General features: G+C 72.8%; 6 protein-coding genes and 4 pseudogenes. 4 read left to right on the top strand and 6 right to left on the bottom strand.

What is annotated here, in order from left to right; translation table 11 throughout:
- Positions 1-34: 34 nt before the first annotated feature.
- Positions 35-1972 carry an acyl-CoA dehydrogenase family protein gene (locus ABZ079_RS24700; RefSeq protein WP_356941627.1) on the bottom strand — a complete coding sequence of 646 codons (1938 nt, stop codon included), beginning with the start codon at positions 1970-1972 and terminating at the stop codon, positions 35-37.
- Positions 1973-2137: 165 nt separating this feature from the next.
- Here ABZ079_RS24700 and ABZ079_RS24705 point away from each other — a divergent pair.
- Both ABZ079_RS24705 and ABZ079_RS24710 read left to right on the top strand, forming a co-directional pair.
- Positions 2138-2477, top strand: a pseudogene (locus tag ABZ079_RS24705) (sugar hydrolase); the annotation flags it as partial.
- Positions 2478-2796: 319 nt separating this feature from the next.
- Positions 2797-3113 (top strand): annotated as a pseudogene (locus tag ABZ079_RS24710) (transposase); the annotation flags it as partial.
- Positions 3114-3419: 306 nt separating this feature from the next.
- Here ABZ079_RS24710 and ABZ079_RS24715 read toward each other — a convergent pair.
- From ABZ079_RS24715 to ABZ079_RS24725, 3 genes are all read right to left on the bottom strand, one after another.
- Positions 3420-4865 carry an aldehyde dehydrogenase family protein gene (locus tag ABZ079_RS24715; protein ID WP_356941628.1) on the bottom strand — a complete coding sequence of 482 codons (1446 nt, stop codon included), beginning with the start codon at positions 4863-4865 and terminating at the stop codon, positions 3420-3422.
- Positions 4866-5455: 590 nt separating this feature from the next.
- The gene (locus tag ABZ079_RS24720; RefSeq protein ID WP_356941629.1) at positions 5456-7120 is read right to left on the bottom strand and encodes a PucR family transcriptional regulator; all 1665 of its coding nucleotides are present in this window, start codon (positions 7118-7120) and stop codon (positions 5456-5458) included.
- Between the two features lie 117 nt (positions 7121-7237).
- The gene (locus ABZ079_RS24725) at positions 7238-9364 is read right to left on the bottom strand and encodes an ATP-binding protein (protein WP_356941630.1); all 2127 of its coding nucleotides are present in this window, start codon (positions 9362-9364) and stop codon (positions 7238-7240) included.
- 289 nt (positions 9365-9653) lie between these two features.
- On the opposite strand from ABZ079_RS24725, the gene gabT reads away from it, so the two are divergent.
- Together gabT and ABZ079_RS24735 are read left to right on the top strand one after the other, a co-directional pair.
- Positions 9654-10988 (top strand): 4-aminobutyrate--2-oxoglutarate transaminase, encoded by a 1335-nt coding sequence (gene gabT, locus ABZ079_RS24730; RefSeq protein ID WP_356941631.1) that lies wholly within the window; start codon positions 9654-9656, stop codon positions 10986-10988.
- A 379-nt stretch (positions 10989-11367) separates the two neighbouring features.
- Positions 11368-12024, top strand: a pseudogene (locus tag ABZ079_RS24735) (phosphatase PAP2 family protein); the annotation flags it as partial.
- Here ABZ079_RS24735 and ABZ079_RS24740 read toward each other — a convergent pair.
- Positions 11966-13792: a glycosyl hydrolase family 18 protein gene (locus ABZ079_RS24740; protein ID WP_356941632.1), complete on the bottom strand. Its 1827-nt coding sequence runs from the start codon at positions 13790-13792 to the stop codon at positions 11966-11968. The pseudogene ABZ079_RS24735 and the gene ABZ079_RS24740 overlap by 59 nt on opposite strands.
- Positions 13793-14105: 313 nt before the next feature.
- Positions 14106-14307: pseudogene (locus tag ABZ079_RS24745) on the bottom strand (2-oxoglutarate dehydrogenase, E2 component, dihydrolipoamide succinyltransferase); the annotation flags it as partial.

A 14307-nucleotide genomic window follows, 5' to 3' on the forward strand; every position in this document is an offset into this window, starting at 1 on the left:
CGGTGGCCGGCCGGCCCGTGGGCGACGGGTGTGCCTAGGCCCCGTAGGGGCGGCGGGCGTTCTCGCGGGCGGATGGTCCTGGGGTCGCGTCCGCGATCCACGGGCCGTCCGCTGACGGGTCGATGATGCCTTCCTCCAGCCACTCGAACGCCCCGCCGAGGACCCCCTTGACCACCTTGCGGTCGAGATCGTCGGTGTTGGTCCACAGCCGGCCGAAGAGTTCCTCGGTCCGGATGCGGGCCTGGCGGCAGAAGGCGTCGGCGAGCTGGTAGGCCTCGCGGCCGTGCTCGCCCTCGCTGCGCAGCCGCTCGGCACGGACGCAGGCCGCGCTCATGGCGAACAGTTCGGCGCCGATGTCCACGATCCGGCCGAGGAAGCCCTGCTTGGTCTCCATCCGGCCCTGCCAGCGGGACATGGCGTAGAAGGTGGAGCGGGCCAGCTTGCGGGCGGTCCGCTCCACGTAGCGCAGATGACCGGAGAGGTCGATGCCGTGCTTGAACTCGCTGTACGAGGTGGGCAGCTGGCCAGGCCCGGCGACCAGTTTCGGCAGCCACCTGGCGTAGAAGACACCCGCGTTCGCGCCTGCCTTCGCCTTGTCGGACAGGGACTTGTCGGGGTCGATGAGGTCACCGGCGACGGAGAGGTGGGCGTCGACCGCCTCGCGGGCGATGAGGAGGTGCATGATCTCCGTCGAGCCCTCGAAGATGCGGTTGATGCGCAGGTCGCGCAGGATCTGCTCGGCCGGGACACCGCGCTCGCCCCGCGCCCGCAGCGACTCGGCCGTCTCGTAGCCGCGGCCGCCGCGGATCTGGACCAGTTCGTCGGCCATCAGCCAGGCCATCTCGGAGCCGTAGAGCTTGGCGAGGGCGGCCTCGATGCGGATGTCGTTGCGGTCCTCGTCCGCCATCTGCGAGGACAGGTCGAGGACGGCCTCGAGGGCGAAGGTGGTGGCCGCGATGAAGCTGATCTTGGAGCCGACGGCCTCGTGCAGCGCGACCGGCTTGCCCCACTGTTCCCGCTCGGCCGCCCACTCGCGGGCGATCTTCAGGCACCACTTGCCGGCGCCGGCGCACATCGCGGGCAGCGAGAGCCGGCCGGTGTTGAGGGTGGTGAGCGCGATCTTCAGCCCGGCACCCTCGGGGCCGATGCGGTGGGCGGCGGGTACCCGGACCCGGTGGAAGCGGGTGACCCCGTTCTCGATGCCGCGCAGGCCCATGAAGGCGTTGCGGTTCTCCACGGTGATGCCCTCGGAGGTCGCCTCCACCACGAACGCGGTGATGCCGCCCTTGTGGCCCTCGGACTTCGGCACCCGCGCCATGACCACGAGCAGATCGGCGACCACCCCGTTGGTGGTCCACAGTTTCACCCCGTCCAGGACGTAGTCGTCGCCGTCGGGTACGGCCGTGGTGGCGAGGCGGGCCGGGTCGGAGCCGACGTCCGGCTCGGTGAGCAGGAAGGCGGAGAGGTCGGTGCGGGCGCAGCGGGGCAGGAAGGCGTCCTTCTGCTCCTGGGTGCCGAACATCTTCAGCGGCTGCGGTACGCCGATCGACTGGTGGGCGGAGAGCAGCGCGCCGACCGCGGGGCTCACGGAGCCGACCAGCGCGAGGGCCTTGTTGTAGTAGAGCTGGGTGAGGCCGAGACCGCCGTACTCGGGGTCGGTCTTCATGCCGAGGGCGCCGAGTTCCTTGAGTCCGGCCACCACCTCGTCGGGGATGCGGGCCTCGCGTTCGATGCGGGCGGAGTCGATGGCCGTCTCACAGAAGGCGCGCAGCTTGGCCAGGAACTCCTCGCCGCGCCGGACGGACTCGTCGTCGGGGAGTGGGTGGGGGTGGATGAGGTCGAGCCGGAAGCGTCCGAGGAACAGTTCCTTGGCGAAACTGGGCTTGTGCCAGTCCTGCTGCCGGGCGGCCTCCGCCACCTGACGGGCCTCGCGCTCGGTGACATTGGTGCGTGGGGTGGTGGTGGCGGACATTGAGGCTCACCTCGCCGCGAAGAGGGATGACTGCGGACCGTTCGTTACCGACCAGTGCTACGGGATCGTTGGTACCCGAAACGGGCCGACCCCACCACCCCTCGCGCGTCCGAACGGCCGAAAGCCCTGCCGGAGGGTGGGGGCGGGCGGCGTGGACCGGGTCTGCTGCGCACCACCGCCGGCGCCTTCCTGCACGCACCGGTGACGGACGCCCCCGATGAGGCACGCGGCGCCGTGGGCGCCCTGGACCCCGCGCTGCTCTCCGGCCGCGTCGACCCGCCCCCGCTCACCACGGACCTCACCGGCACCGAGTTCGCGCTGGCCGACTGGGGCGAGGGCGTGCTGACCCTGCGCGCCCCCGGCGGCCGCTGTCTCTCGGTCGCCGAGGACGGGTACGTACGGGCAGCGGCGGACCAGCCGCGGCTGGGTGGTCCAGGAGATGTTCCGCCTCGAACCCCACCAGAGCGGTCACCTCCTCAGGCATCTGGGCACGGGTCGCCACGTGCGTGCAGGTTGCCGACATCGGCGAGGTCTTCGACGAGCGGTCCGGCATCGCGATCGTGGACCGGCCGAGGACGGCGGGCGACGCGGTGACTCCGGCACAGGACGGAGCGGCCGGACTCGTCTATCGACACTCGCCGTGCGCGGAGCAGCGACTCATGTCCCCGGCGCCGGTCAGGGCCCTGACCACAGGAACGGCCGGGGCCCCCTCTGGACCGTATCGGTGGACTCCACGGTCGTCCGGGCCCACCAGCGCGCCGCCGGATCACGCAAAAGGGACGGCAGGGGGGCCGCGAGTCCGCCGATCAGCCACTCGGACGCTCCGGGGCGGTCTGAGCACCGGGGTCCACCTGGCCGCGGACGACCGGCACGGCCCCTGGCCTGCACCGTCACCGCAGGCCAGACGGTGACGCCCCGGCCTTCGAGACGGTGATGGCCCGCATCCGTGCGCCGCGACGTGGCGGGGGGGCAGGCCCCGCACTCGCCCCGGCCCTCGGCCGTCCTGGCAGACCGGGCCCACTCCTCCCGCGCCATCCGGGCGCCTCCGCGGCGCCGGGGAATCCGCGCGGTCATCCCTCAAGCGTCCGACCAGTTCGGCCGCCGTCCGCGACGAGGCCACCGAGGCGCCCGCCCGGCTTCGATCGCGAGGCGTACAAGCAGCGGAAACACCGAATGCCTCCGGCAGGCCCGGCGCGAGGCCCTCGGAGGGGCGCCCAGGGTCCGTGAACCTCCGTGGCCCGCAGCGTGGGCGACTGCAGGTGCTCCGCGGTGCCGCACCGGGCACGCCCGGCGCCGGCCGGGGCCTACGGCGGCCGCGGCACCACCGGGTCGACCGTCACGGCGTTGCGACCGGTTCAGCTGTGCTGGTCAGCGCCCAGGTGACAGAAACGGCCGGAGCCCCCGCACAGTGGGCTCCGGCCGTTCTGTCCGACCTGTCCGTGGCAGGTCAGAGCGCGAGACCGGTGAGAACCAGCACGCGCTCGTAGGTGTAGTCCTCCATCGCGAACCGCACACCTTCGCGGCCCACACCGGACTGCTTGGCGCCGCCGTACGGCATCTGGTCGGCGCGGTAGGACGGGACGTCACCGATCACCACGCCACCGACCTCCAGGACGCGGTGAGCACGGAAGGCGACCTGCAGGTCGTGGGTGAACACGCCCGCCTGGAGGCCGTACTTGGAGTCGTTGACCGCGGCGAACGCCTCGGTCTCGCCGTCCACCTTCTGCACGGTGAGGACGGGCCCGAAGACCTCCTCGCAGGAGATGGTGACGTCGGCCGGTACGTCGGTGAGGACGGTCGGCGCGTAGGAGGCACCGTCGCGGTCGCCGCCGGTGAGCAGAGTGGCGCCGGCCTCGACCGCCTCCTTCACCCACGACTCGACGCGCTTGGCGGCGTCCTCGCTGACCAGCGGGCCGACGTCGGTCTTGGCGTCGGACGGGTCGCCGGTGACCTGGGCCTCGACAGCGGCGACGATGCGCGGCAGCAGGCGGTCGTAGACCGAGGCGTCGGCGATCACACGCTGCACGGAGATGCAGGACTGGCCGCCCTGGTAGTTGGAGAAGGTCGCGATGCGCGTCGCGGCCCAGTCCAGGTCCTCGTCGGAGGCGAAGTCGGCGAGGACGACGGCCGCGCCGTTGCCGCCCAGCTCCAGGGTGCAGTGCTTGCGCGGCACCGAGTCCATGATCGCGTAGCCGACCTTCTCGGAACCGGTGAAGGAGATCACCGGCAGGCGCTCGTCCTGGACGAGGGCGGGCATGCGGTCGTTGGAGACCGGGAGGATCGACCAGGAGCCGGCCGGCAGGTCGGTCTCGGCGAGCAGGTCACCGAGGATCAGGCCGGAGAGCGGGGTGGCGGGGGCCGGCTTCAGGATGATCGGCGCACCGGCGGCGATGGCCGGTGCGACCTTGTGGGCGCAGAGGTTCAGCGGGAAGTTGAAGGGCGCGATGCCGAGGACGACACCCTTCGGGAAGCGGCGGGTGAGCGCCAGACGGCCCTGGCCGCCGGCGTCGGTGTCGAGCCGCTGGGCCTCGCCGCCGTTGAACCGGCGGGCCTCCTCGGCGGCGAACCGGAACACGGAGACGGCACGGCCGACCTCGCCCCGGGCCCACTTGACGGGCTTGCCGTTCTCGGCGGAGATCAGCTGGGCGATCTCCTCGGTGCGCTCGGCCAGCCGCTTGCTGACGTGGTCGAGGGCGGCGGCGCGCACGTGCGCCGGGGTGGCGGCGAACTCGTCCCGCACGGCGTACGCGGCGGCTACGGCCTCCTCGACCTGGGCTTCGGTCGGCACGCTGACCTTGCCGACGAGCCGGCCGTCCCACGGGGAGGTGACGTCGAAGGTGTCCGCGCCGGAGACCTGGCGGCCGGCGAGCCAGAAGGCGTGGGTGGAAGTCATGTGCGAGTCCCGGCCCTTCCGCGTTGAGGGTGTGCTTGGCTTTCGTGGTCCACGGTAGGGCTGAGGCGGCCGGGGGTCGCTTGTCCGAGTCGTAGCAGTCGTGTCGAGGGGTGCGCCGGATTGTCGGAGTCAGCTCCGGTGCTCCGGCGTGCCGGCCCCACCATGACCACTTCCACGGACCGCCCCGACCACCCGGGCACACCTCCCCACGCCCGCCGCCCGGCCTCCCGGGTTCCAGCCGACGCACGCCCCAGGCCGCAGGAGGTCCGGCCGACGCCCGTCTCCCGGCCGGCCGCAAGCCCCACGACGAACTGCGGTCGACACCCCGGCCCCACCCGGCCACCCGGCCTCCGGTGGACGCCCGCTCTCCAGTCCACCCGGACCACACGCCGCCCACCGGCCGCCCAAGTTCCAGCCGGGCCACCCTCCGGCCGCCCGGGTTCCGGCCGACGGCCGCCCTCCGGCCTCCCGCGCTTCAGCCCGCGGCCGCCTCCGGGTTCGCCGTGTCGGCGTGACGCCCGTCTCCCGGCCCGGCGAGCCGGGTGGTGGGCGGGCCTGGGGCCGGGGTCCAGGCGGCGGGCCATGGGTGGTCAGTCGGTCGACGTCGTCTTCAGGGCGAGCCAGAGCTCCATCCGCACGTCCGGGTCGTCCAGCGAGCGTCCCAAGATCTCCTCGACCCGCCGCATCCGGTACCGCAACGTGTGCCGGTGCACTCCCAGGTCCGCCGCGGCCGCGTCCCACTGCCCGTGCCGCGACAGCCACGCCCGTAGGGAGGCGACCAGGTCCCCCCGCCCCGTCGCATCGTGCTCGTGCAGCGCCCGCAGCAACCCGTCCGCGAACGCCTTCACCGCATCGTCGGCCAGCAACGGCAGCATGGACCCGGCGGCCAGCTGCTCGTGCTCCACGAACACCCGTCCTCGCCGACGCGCCACCGACAGCGCCTGCTCGGCCTGCTTGTAGGCCGCCGCCGCGGCGATCGGCCCGGCCGGCGCGGACAGGCCCACGACCAGCTCGTAGTCGTCCCCGCCCGACTGCTCGGGCACCGCCCGCGCCGCCTCCAGCGCGGCCGCGTACTCCGCGCAGGCGGCCGCCGCCGCGCCCCCGTCCGCGGCGAGCACCACCAGCCGCTCCCCCTCGGGCACGACCAGCACGGCCTCCCCGGAGCGCGCGGCGGCGGACTCCACGGTCTCCGCGAGACCGCCCAGTGGATCATCCGCGTGGGCGGCGGCGAGCGAGGCGGCGGCGCTCGGCTTGGCGGCTGCCACGGGCACGCGCGCGTGGGCGTCCATGTGCGCTCGCGCGGCCGCCCCGGCCACCGACTCGGCGACGATCATCCGGAAGGGCGCGTCCAGCAGCGCCCCGTACAGGTCCCCGGCGACGGCCCGGGCGTGGTCGGGCTCCCCGGCGAGCAGCATGCGCAGCACCGCCGTACCGATCCGCTGCTCGGCCGCGTGCAGGGAGCGGGAGCGTTCGGTGGTCAGGGTGAGCAGGGCGATGGCGGAGTGGACGGCGTACCGCTCGGCGGTGCCGGGAGCGGCGGCCGTGCCCACGGCGAGCGCCGCCCGCGGCCGCCGTCCCGTGCCCAGGGAGTGCAGCTCGACCCGGTCCTCGTGTTCCGGGCCGCCGACGACCGCGGACGCCGGGGCGGGCCGCTCTCGCAGCCGTTCGACCTCGGCGGTGAGCCGGGCGGCCCGCCGGCCGGCCCACTCCGGCGCGGCGGCGACGACGGCGCCCGAGGCGTCGTAGAGCGCCGCCCAGCCGTCGACCTGCCCGGCGAGTGCGGTGAGCAGGCCCTCGGGGCCGGAGTTGAGAGCCTGCTTGGTCAGCTCGCGCTGGGCGGCGAAGCCTGCCGTGACCGCCCGGTACTGGTCGGCGGCGATCGCCGCGGACACGGCCTTGCTGATGGCGAGGAAAGGGGTGCGGCGGGGCACCTCCAGCAGCGGCAGTCCCTCCTCCCGGGCGGCGTCGACGAGGGCCTCGGGGATCTCCTCGTAGTTGACCCCGACGGCGAAGCCGAGCCCCACGACGCCCGCGCCGGCCAGCCGCCGCACATACCGCCGCATGGCTTCCGGATCCTCCGCGTCCAGCTTGAGCGCGGTGATCAGCAGCAACTCGCCGCCCTCCATATAGGGGACGGGGTCGGCCAGCTCGCTGACGTGCGCCCAGCGGACGGGCACGTCGAGGCGGTCCTCGCCCGCGCGCACCGTCAGCTTGAGCGCGGAGTGGTGGACGAGCGAGGCGAGGGTCGGGGGCATGAGGCCTTCACGATGAGGGAGATCCGGCGATCGCGGTGATCTTTTGGCCGCCGCGTATGAACGGCCTACGCCGATTCTGCCTCACCGTATGGTCACGCGCTGGCCTGTGCCCGCCCCTCAGCTCCGAAGATCCACCAGCAACGGCGGCGCGTGCTCCCCCTGCACGGTCGTCAACGACAACACCGCATGCCCCGCCGGCACCCCGTGCGCCAACTCGGACGCCGACCACCGCTCCCGCTCCACCTGCCGCACGGTGACGGCCCGAGCCGTCGGCGCCTGTCCGGTGATGACCCGGCGCAGCATGTGCACGGCCTTGCCGGCCGGGGTCTCGGCGATGATCTGCCGGTCGGTGACGTCCCGGGTCTCGGTCCACTCCTTGCCCCACACCTCGGCGAAGTCCTGCCCGTCCCAGGGGGTGAGCCCGGACAGCGCCATCCGGCAGCCGATGGCGCCGAGCAGCGGGCCACGCAGCGGCCGGGGCACGTCGTCCAGGGTGCGCAGCGTGAGCACCGCACCGGCGCCGGCCGACCGCAGCCGCTGGATGCCGCGCACGGCCTCCGGGGTGACCACGCCGGTGGCGTCGTCGAGCAGCAGGCAGGCGAAAAGCGACCGGTCCTCCCGTACCGTCACGGCGGCGGTGAACTGGGCGAGCACCAGCCGGGCCAGGATCCGGGAGGCGTCGGCGTGGCCGCGCTGGGGCAGGTCGATGCGGACGCGGACCGGATGGTCGAGGGCCTTGAGGGAGAACGGGCGGGTCCGGCCGGAGGTGTCGAAGAAGGTGGCGAAGGCGGGCCGGTCGAGCAGTGCGATCCGGTCGGCGAGGACCGTGCCGACGTCACCCGGGTGGGCCATCTGGCGCTCGCGGGCGTCGAGTTCCCTGAGCAGCGGCTCCTGCCCCGTGTCGGTCAGCGCCTTGCGGAGCGTGGCCAGCGGGCCGGGCGCGCCGTCGAGGAGCTGCCGCAGCTCGGCCACGGAGGGGAAACGGTCGTGGACGGCGCGGAACGGGCCGAGCAACTGGGCGAGGACCGTCGTGGAGCGGCGGCTGTCGCTGCCCGGGTGAGGGTCGGCGAGGTCTCCGACCAGGGCCTCGGCGAGTATCGCGGCGGCCTCGTCGGGGTCGGCGGTGCCGCCGTAGAGGTCGAGGTCGTAGACGGACTCGGGGTGGCCGATGCGTACGACGACGTCGTAGGCGTCGGCCGGGCCGAGGCCGGCGCCCGCCGCGCCGACGACCACGACGGAGGCTCGGCCGGCTAGGGCGTGCAGGCACAGGGACTCGGCGAGCGGCCGGATGACCGCGCCGGTCTTCCCGGAGCCGGCCGGGCCGACGGCGAGCAGCGAGGTGCCGAGCAGGTCGGGGCCGAGGCCGAGGCCGGCACCGCGGTAGTGGTAGGGGTTGCGGGGGTCGTCGGCGGTGGTGCCGAGCCGGACCTGGCCGGTGAGCAGGTCGTGCCGGGCGTGCCGGGCGGGCAGGTCGCGTTCGCCGGAGGGGTGCGGGCAGGCCGCGGAGCCGTCCTTCAGTACGGCGCCGGTGAAGGTGGCGAAGGAGTGCCGGCCCGACCGTACGCCCTGCCAGGCCCGGTTGATCCGGGCATGGTCGACATCCCGCATCAGCCCGGCCCTCGCCTCGGCGGCGAGCCGCTCGGCGGCGTCGTGGGCACCGGCTGCGCGGAGGTGGGGGAACTCGGCGGGGTCCTGCTCGGGGGCGGGCGGGAGATCGGCCGCCGGCTGGGCCGGATGCCAGGCGGGCGGCCCGTAGCGGCGCCATACCTCGCCCCAGCGGCCGAGGCGGCCGACGACGAGCAGGATGGCGACGGCGATGAGGGTGTAGTAGCCGTACCAGAGGATCGCGTTGCCGACGCGGTCGTTGCCCTGACGCCAGGAGTCGGGGGTGAACAGCTCAAGGGGCAGTACCCACCAGCCGCCGAGGTAGCCGTTCCACAGTAGTGACCACACCAGCCAGCCCACCAGGAAGGCGATCAGCGCACCGCTGAGCAGCTGCCGGGCCGGGATCTGCTCGGGCTCCTGCTCGGGCCGGGGCCGGTGGCTCAAGCGCCACACGCCGGGCCCGGCCTCGGGGCGGGGGGCTCGCAGCCAGGCCAGGAAGGCGGAGCCGTCCGGCCGGGGCGGTGCGCCGGGCGGCACCGAGGGCATGGGCGGCACGGCGGAACCCCCAGAGGGGGCCGCCGGGCGCGGTACCGGATTCGCATGCGTGCTGCGTGCGTCCCGTGTCCCGTCGCTGTCCATCCGCCTTGCCCCCTGACCAGCCGTTCCGTCCACCGTCAGCGAGCCAATCTAACGCCCCCGCAAGGGGAGTTCACCGCTTACGCGGCCGAGAGTGCGTGCCACTGGGCGTATGGCGGTCGCGCTGCTATGTCCAAGGCGGACAACCGGAGCCGCCGACAACGCCCACATGGAGCATGCCCACCCCGCGCGCCCGCCCCTAGCCTGCGAAGAAAGACAGGTAAGCGTCCGAAAACGCACCGCCCGGAACAGCCCGGGACCGCCCGGTACGCAAGATCATCAGGGAGCCCCCATGACCGCACTTCCGCAGGAGCGCCGCGTCGTCACCGCCATCCCCGGCCCGAAGTCGCAGGAGCTGCAGGCCCGCCGTACCGCCGTGGTCGCCCAGGGCGTGGGCTCCGTGCTGCCCGTGTTCACCGCCCGTGCGGGCGGCGGGATCATCGAGGACGTCGACGGCAACCGGCTCATCGACTTCGGCTCCGGCATCGCCGTGACGAGCGTCGGCGCCTCCGCCGAGGCCGTCGTCCGCCGCGCGAGCGCCCAGCTGGCCGACTTCACCCACACCTGTTTCATGGTCACCCCGTACGAGGGCTACGTGGAGGTCGCCGAGGCCCTCGCGGAACTGACCCCGGGTGACCACGCCAAGAAGTCCGCGCTGTTCAACTCCGGCGCCGAGGCCGTCGAGAACGCCGTCAAGATCGCGCGTGCCTACACCAAGCGGCAGGCCGTGGTCGTGTTCGACCACGGGTACCACGGGCGCACCAACCTGACGATGGCGCTGACGGCGAAGAACATGCCGTACAAGCACGGCTTCGGGCCGTTCGCCCCCGAGGTGTACCGCGTGCCGGTGGCCTACGGCTACCGCTGGCCGACCGGTCCGGAGAACGCCGGTCCCGAGGCCGCCAAGCAGGCCATCGACCAGATCACCAAGCAGGTCGGCCCCGACAACGTCGCCGCGATCATCATCGAGCCGGTCCTCGGGGAGGGCGGCTTCATCGAGCCGGCCAAGGGCTTCCTGCCGGAGATCGTGAAGTTCGCCAACGACAACGGCATCGTCTTCGTCGCCGACGAGATCCAGTCCGGCTTCTGCCGTACGGGGCAGTGGTTCGCCTGCGAGGACGAGGGCATCGTCCCGGACCTGATCACCACCGCGAAGGGCATCGCCGGTGGTCTGCCGCTGGCCGCCGTGACCGGTCGCGCCGAGATCATGGACGCCGCACACGCCGGTGGTCTCGGTGGTACCTACGGCGGCAACCCGGTCGCCTGCGCCGGTGCGCTCGGCGCCATCGAGACGATGAAGGAGCTTGACCTCAACGGCAAGGCCCAGCGCATCGAGGAGATCATGAAGGGTCGCCTCACCACCATGGCCGAGAAGTTCGACATCATCGGTGACGTCCGTGGCCGTGGCGCGATGATCGCCATCGAGCTGGTCAAGGACCGCACCACCAAGGAGCCGAACCCGGAGGCCACCGCCGCGCTCGCCAAGGCCTGCCACGCCGAGGGCCTGCTGGTCCTGACCTGCGGCACCTACGGCAACGTGCTGCGCTTCCTGCCGCCGCTGGTCATCGGCGAGGACCTCCTGAACGAGGGTCTCGACATCATCGAGCAGGCCTTCTCGCGCATCTGAGCGACTGGTTCGCACCTCTGAAGGGCGCCTCCGGCAGGCCGTGTGAAGAAGGTGTGCGGGGTGGATGACGGGACGCGATTCCGTCTGCCCAAGCGCCTCGGCCTGCCGTAGGTTCTACCGAGATGAGAGATACACCCCGCCCACAGGGGACTGTGGGTGGTCTCAGGCCGGGGCCTCCCCAGCTTCGACCTGGTCGTGCCCTCGCGCACACAACCGGCGTCTGACGTCGGGATCTCCTCACCGATCGGACGGTCGCCGCCCCAAACCCCCCGGGGCGTGCGACGTTCCGATCCGGACGGCCGCCCCGGAACTACCCCCCTGTTCCGGGGCGGCCGACCTCCTTCCCTCCCCGCGCGGCCGGACCTGCGAAGCTGGGCCCGTGTCGACCTCAGTCCGCCGCTCCCTGCTCCTCGGCGTCCCGGCCGTCCTCTTCGTCCTGATCACCTGGCAGGTCGTCGCCCACGGCCCGCTGCTGCGCCTGGACGTCCGCCTCAGCCGGGCCCTGGTCCATCCGGACCGGTTCTCCGAACTTCTCTCCGATCTCGGCGCCATCCAGGTCGCCGTCCCCGTGCTCGCCGCGGCCCTCGGGTACGCGGCGTGGCGGGGACGGGGCACCGGTATGGACCGGTGGTGGCTGCCGCCCCTCGCCACGGCCGTGCTGACGGCGCTGGTCCCGGCGGTCGTGGTACCGGTCAAGGACTGGACCGCGCGGCCGGGGACCCCCGTGGTACCCCCGGCCGTCGGCTACTTCCCGTCGGGGCATACGGCGACGGCCGCGATCGCGTACGGCTCCGCGACCCTGCTCCTCCTGCCCTGGCTCCGCCGGCCCACCACCCGCCGCGTCCTGGTGGCCGCCTCCGTGACCCTGGTCCTCGCGGTGTCGTACGGCCTGGTCCGCCGGGGCTGGCACTGGCCGCTGGACGTGGTGGCCAGCTGGTGCCTGTGCCTCGTGCTGCTGGCCGTCCTGTCCCTCGTGCTCAGCCGAAGTAGGCGTCGAAGTTCTTCCGGAACTCCCAGTTCGAGTAGCGGTCCCAGTTCACCGACCAGGCCATCAGACCGCGCAGGGCGGGCCAGGTCCCGTGGGGCGCGTACGAGCCGCAGTTCGTCTTCCTCGTCAGGCAGTCCAGGGTCCTGGTGACCTCGGACGGAGCCACATGGCCGTTGCCCGCGTTCGTCGACGCCGGCATGCCGATGGCGACCTGGTCGGGGCGCAGCGGCGGGAAGACGTTGTTCACGTCGCCCGCCACCGGGAAGCCGGTGAGGAGCATGTCGGTCAGGGCGATGTGGAAGTCGGCGCCGCCCATGGAGTGGTACTGGTTGTCCAGGCCCATGATCGGGCCCGAGTTGTAGTCCTGGACGTGCAGGAGGGTGAGGTCGTCCCGCAGGGCGTGGATGACCGGGAGGTAGGCCCCGCAGCGCGGGTCCTGTCCGCCCCACTTGCCGGTGCCGTAGTACTGGTAACCGTTCTGCACGAAGAAGGTCTCGGGTGCCATCGTCAGAACGAACTTCGGGCCGTACGTGGCCTTCAGGGTCTTCAGCGCCGAGATGAGGTTCACGATCACGGGCGTCGTGGGGTTCTCGAAATCCGTGTCGTTCGCGTTCAGGGACAGCGAGTGGCCCTCGAAGTCGATGTCGAGGCCGTCGAGGCCGTACTCGTCGATGATCTTCGAGACGGAGGAGACGAAGGTGTCCCGCGCGGCCGCCGTGGTCAGCTGGACCTGGCCGTTCTGGCCGCCGATCGAGATCAGCACCTTCTTGCCGGCCGCCTGCTTGGCCTTGATCGCGGCCTTGAAGTCGGCGTCGCTCTCGGCGCTCGGGCACTCGGCCACCGGACAGCGGTCGAAGCGGATGTCTCCGGAGGTGGTCGAGGTGGGCTCGCCGAAAGCCAGGTCGATGACGTCCCAGCTGTCGGGGACGTCCGCGAGGCGGGTGTAGCCGGAGCCGTTGGCGAAGCTCGCGTGGAGGTAGCCGACGAGGGCATGGGTGGGCAGGTCGGCGGAGCCGCCGCCGGTGCCGGTGCCGGTCGTCGCCGTCACGACCGCGGATCTCGCCGACTCGCCGGCGTCGTTGCTCGCGGTGACCTGGAAGCCGTACGCCGTCGAGGCCGCGAGGCCGGTGACGGTCGCCGACGTGCCGCTCACCGTCCGGATCCTGGCCCCGTCGCGATAGACGTCGTAGCTCGTGGCGCCGGCGGCCGCCGACCAGGACAGGGCGACGGAGGACGAGGTGACGGCGGTGGTCTTCAGGCCAGTGGGCGCGGCGGGCGGCCGTTCGCTACTGCCGCCGCCCGGGCCGACCAGGGAGATGTCGTCGGCGTAGTAGGCGCCGGTGCCGTACCAGCCGTGGGTGTAGATCGTGACCCTGGTGGTCGCGGCGCCGGTACGGAAGGTGGTGCTCAGCTTCTGCCAGTCGGGGGCGGACTGGGTCCAGGTGGAGACATCGGTGGTGCCGGTGCCGTTCGCGCCGAGGTGGACGTAGGAGCCGCGGACCTGGCCGGTCAGGGTGTACTGGGAATCGGGCTGGACGGTCACCGTCTGCGCGCACTGGGCGTGGTCGCCGCCGGCCGGGGTGGCCTGCAGGGCAGAACTCCCGCTGTGGACAGGTGAGTTCACCGTGGTGCCGGCCGTGCAGGTCCAGCCGGTCAGACCGGACTCGAAACCACCGTTGCGGCTGACGTCCGCGTCGGCCGCACGGGCGGCCGACGAGAGCGCGGTGATACCGGGCACGGCCAGCAGCGCGGCCGTAAGCAGGGCGAGGACGGTTCTGGGGCGTCTGGCGCCATGAGCGCGTCGCGCGCGTTCCACAAAGGCCTCCGGGGAGGGGGGAGTCGGGGGAGCGGAGCGCACTCAACTTGGTCCAGACCAATCACCTTGTCAAGGCGTCCCGCCGCTACTCGTCCCCCTCCATCTCCCTGACCGGCCCGCCGCCGCCCCGCGAGTGGCGGGCTCCAGCGGCGCGGAATCGGTCCGACCGCCGTCTTCGCCCCCGTCATGAGGAGGCCTCCCTCCCTCTCGCGGACACGGTCGTGCCACGGAGAGGGAGGGAGGCCTTGCGGTTGGCGTTACGCGGGCTCCGGCCCCTCTTTCGAGGGAGCTGAAGCGCACCTCACGGGGAGCGTCATCCCTCGGCAGGGGCAGCGTCACCGGCTCCGCCGTCATCGGCGGGGGCAGGGGCGTCACCACCGGGCTCCTGCGCCGGCTGCTCCTGAGGCTCCTGCGCCTTGGGGGCCTCCTCCTTGGGAGCCTCCTCCTTCGGGGCCTCCTCCTTCGGGGCCTCCTCCTTGGGAGCCTCCTCCTTCGGGGCCTCCTCCTTGGGAGCC

The organism is Streptomyces sp. NPDC006314 (assembly GCF_040613075.1).
Lineage (GTDB): Bacteria > Actinomycetota > Actinomycetes > Streptomycetales > Streptomycetaceae > Streptomyces.